This is a genomic window from Pseudorhodobacter sp., from assembly GCF_030452865.1.
GTDB lineage: Bacteria > Pseudomonadota > Alphaproteobacteria > Rhodobacterales > Rhodobacteraceae > Pseudorhodobacter.
Window position 1 is genome coordinate 1 of the sequence record NZ_JAKDLJ010000431.1, and the last position, 2,867, is coordinate 2,867.

The window sequence follows — 2,867 nt, forward strand, 5'->3', positions numbered from 1 at the left end:
AATAGTCCACATGATGTCGGCCCGAACATCAATCTGATTGATGGCGGAAGCGGCAACGACATCATCGGCTTTGAAGGCGGCAGCACGGTGATCGGCGAGGCGGGTGTTGATGCGTTGGCGCTCTTTGACGATCTGGGCGACGAGGCACATGCGGTCATCACTGATTTCAACCCGGCACAGGGCTTTGTTGCACAAATCCTGTCTGGGATTCATCTTGTGAATCCAGGGTGATAGCTTGGGTGGATGAGCAAACCGAACATACCGATCTACAAAACCCTGAACTGGCCGGAGTATAACAAGGCGCTCAAGCGCCGTGGGTCAACGTCGCGGAGGCTTCGGGTTTACCCAAGCAAGAAGCTATAGCCCCACGCTACGTGCCCAAACTGGAGGCCATCAAGGAGGCCACACAGATTGACCAATTCTATGTGGCCAGAAACTTGACTTGGAACGAATGCGGGAAGGGTTTAAGTGCCATGACAGCCTTGCCCAAGGCGTCGATTGCGTTTAAACGATGAGCGAATGGCCCCGTAGCTCATCTGGTTAGAGTAGCCGCCTTCTAAGTCCCCGCTCTGGGCCGGAATAAAGACGTAAAGACAACTGGTTAGGAAAGTGGGAGCATGTTTCGAACCGTTTTCCGAACCGCTATCAGAGGAATCACGGTCCCGTAGCTCAACTGGATAGAGCACCTGACTTCTAATCAGGATGTTGGGCGTTCGAGTCGTCCCGGGATCGCCAATTCTCTGTAACTGTTATGGTTCGACACTCAAAGACCGACTTTTCGACAAAAGTTGGTTTTTGAGGGTCACGGGCCTGCAGTGGACGCTTTTTGCCGATTCTAAGTCTGTCGGCAGACTGAGTCCGTCCGGGAATGTGGCTGTTGTGTCAGGTCCGCGTGATGCGCACGACCGTTTCAACCTTCGTCCGCTCGAAAAGCGATCCGAAATCCTGCCCATTTGGTGAAAATGGTGCAACTCCGGCGGCTCGGAGCCTCGCTGCACAAGTGTGTTGGTGCAGGCCGAATTCCAACTGCATCTGTGGCAGCGTCAAAAACCGCCGATTGAATGCGGCAATATCTTCATCGGAAACGTAGAGGATGCGAACGTTCGTTACCGGATGCTGCATCCATGCCGCGCTGACATGCCCAGCCTCGAACAGAGATTGAAACCAGCCTTCGCTCCTCATGCCTATGCTGCGGGCGAACGCTGAGGCCGGGATATCATTGCTCGCATCTCTGTTATGGAAACGACTTTGCGCAAGGTGTTGCGCCATTTCGTTGATCTCTGACTTCTTGACTGCCAGAAAACGATAGCCAGTCGTCCCGGTTATGCGACCCAGTGTTAACTCGGCCTGCCGAACGGCTCCTATGATATCGCCCACCCTGAGGCGTTTCCGCTTACTGGCGCTTTGGATGTCTTCCCAGCCATCCATCCCTTCGCTGAAGCTGACGGCCAATGCGTCCAATTCGCGCAACAGATCCAGTCCGTCTGCGATACGCCAAAGTGATTTGATTTTGCTTTTTGCAATACGCGGGACCAGAACGCCATCGTCACGCAAGGATCGCAACTGCGCCTTTGTAGCGCCGATGGCGCCCTGCATCTCCGGCGGACCTACGAGTGTCGCAATTTCGGCAATACGTCGCGCCCAGAACATCGCCCTGCACCAGCGCCGGAATGAACCCGCCCTGTGCCGTGGCAGCAACCTGCGTGGCGACGTATCCGGCGAAGGGGGGCGTCCATTTTCGGAACGCCAGCCGCTGCAAGGGCGTTGGCGGCGGTGATTGCCGCCGGGCCATTGGCCGCGTCCACCAGCGCGCCATGCAGGCCAACCGGGTTTTTGAGGTGCGATGCGCCGTTGGGCCGGGTCACGAGGAATAATGCCATTTTAGTTTGTCTCCTTCTTGTTGAGGGCGAGTTTCAGGCGGTCAAGGGTCTGTGCCTTGCCGGACTCAAGCGCGCGGTTGCGGACGATGGAGCCCTGGGCGGCGTTGCGGATGGCGGCGATTGCGGCCTGCACCCGGCGCACTTCGTCACCGACAAGATGGACAGCCAAGGAACCGGCGCTGAACTGGCGGGCCTTTGCGGGCATCCGGTCGATGATCGACACGAGGGCCGCGCCCAGGACCTTGTCGCCGGTCGCGGTGGCAAGCGTTGCCATCTGGGTCAATTCGACATGCCGGGCTCCGGTCAACTGGGCAATGTAGGCGCTGCGCTCGGGCGACCCAAGGCCGCAACGCGACAGGACGGTGACGGGGCTGGCCCAGAGGATAGCGGTTGTCACAAGGCTGTCCGCCGCTGCATTCAACTCACGGAGGGACGCCCAGCGCGCATCGCTGCTGGCCGCGATCAATTCGGCCCGGGCTTTGGCGCGGGCCTTTTCGGCGGCGTCTTTCTGGGCGCGCGGATCGAAGCCAGCGCGGGCGAGGCTTTCAGCCACTTCTGCGCCACGCGCCGCAGCACCCTGACATTTGCCTAAAGCCGTCTTAACACGCAACCCCGCGATCTCCTTGCGCATATCCGTCACACCACAGGTCAGATACATACGCACACCGCTCCCGGGACCGATCATGTGGCGTCCACCATGCGGATCAGCACCGACAGCGCAGCGGGGTCGATCATGCTTTCAAAATGCAAACTACGCCCGCCACGCAGGAGAAATTCAACAGCAACCGGTGGTGGCAGCTGAGCGACAAGTGCCTGCGCCACCTGCACTCCGGCCGCCACTGGGATATCCAAAGGAAAGAACAGCGCCCCGGCATCGGGCGACCACAGACCCTTCTTCTTGAGGTGACCTGCCCCCCGAGGCTCCCTCATTGATAACGAGAGTTTGCGGGTTTGGGTTTCATATTCTTCGTCGTCAGTTTGGGCAAG

5 protein-coding genes and 1 tRNA gene are annotated in these 2,867 nt (G+C 58.6%); 2 read left to right on the forward strand and 4 right to left on the reverse strand.

Annotation, left to right across the window (positions count from 1 at the left end; genetic code table 11):
- Both L0H65_RS17555 and L0H65_RS17560 read left to right on the forward strand, forming a co-directional pair.
- The coding region (locus tag L0H65_RS17555; RefSeq protein ID WP_301460515.1) for a hypothetical protein at positions 1-231 on the forward strand (231 nt) is incomplete at its 5' end.
- 427 nt (positions 232-658) lie between these two features.
- Positions 659-735 (forward strand) — tRNA-Arg (locus tag L0H65_RS17560).
- 147 nt (positions 736-882) lie between these two features.
- On the opposite strand, the gene L0H65_RS17565 is transcribed toward L0H65_RS17560, so the two are convergent.
- From L0H65_RS17565 to L0H65_RS17580, 4 genes are all read right to left on the reverse strand, one after another.
- Positions 883-1,650: a hypothetical protein gene (locus L0H65_RS17565; RefSeq protein ID WP_301460516.1), complete on the reverse strand. Its 768-nt coding sequence runs from the start codon at positions 1,648-1,650 to the stop codon at positions 883-885.
- On the reverse strand, positions 1,608-1,880 hold the full coding sequence (locus tag L0H65_RS17570; RefSeq protein ID WP_301460517.1) for a hypothetical protein: 273 nt from the start codon (positions 1,878-1,880) through the stop codon (positions 1,608-1,610). The genes L0H65_RS17565 and L0H65_RS17570 overlap by 43 nt, the downstream gene beginning before the upstream one ends.
- 1 nt (position 1,881) lies before the next feature.
- On the reverse strand, positions 1,882-2,565 hold the full coding sequence (locus tag L0H65_RS17575) for a hypothetical protein (protein ID WP_301460518.1): 684 nt from the start codon (positions 2,563-2,565) through the stop codon (positions 1,882-1,884).
- Positions 2,562-2,867, reverse strand: a 306-nt coding sequence (locus L0H65_RS17580; RefSeq protein WP_301460519.1) for a hypothetical protein, incomplete at its 5' end; no start/stop codon positions are given. The genes L0H65_RS17575 and L0H65_RS17580, both read right to left, overlap by 4 nt.

What these genes read in the sequence shown, in the direction of transcription:
- L0H65_RS17565 (WP_301460516.1), bottom strand. Translation starts at nt 1,650, where the DNA reads ATGTTCTGGGCGCGACGTATTGCCGAAATTGCGACACTCGTAGGTCCG.
- L0H65_RS17570 (WP_301460517.1), bottom strand. Translation starts at nt 1,880, where the DNA reads ATGGCATTATTCCTCGTGACCCGGCCCAACGGCGCATCGCACCTCAAA.
- L0H65_RS17575 (WP_301460518.1), bottom strand. Translation starts at nt 2,565, where the DNA reads ATGATCGGTCCCGGGAGCGGTGTGCGTATGTATCTGACCTGTGGTGTG.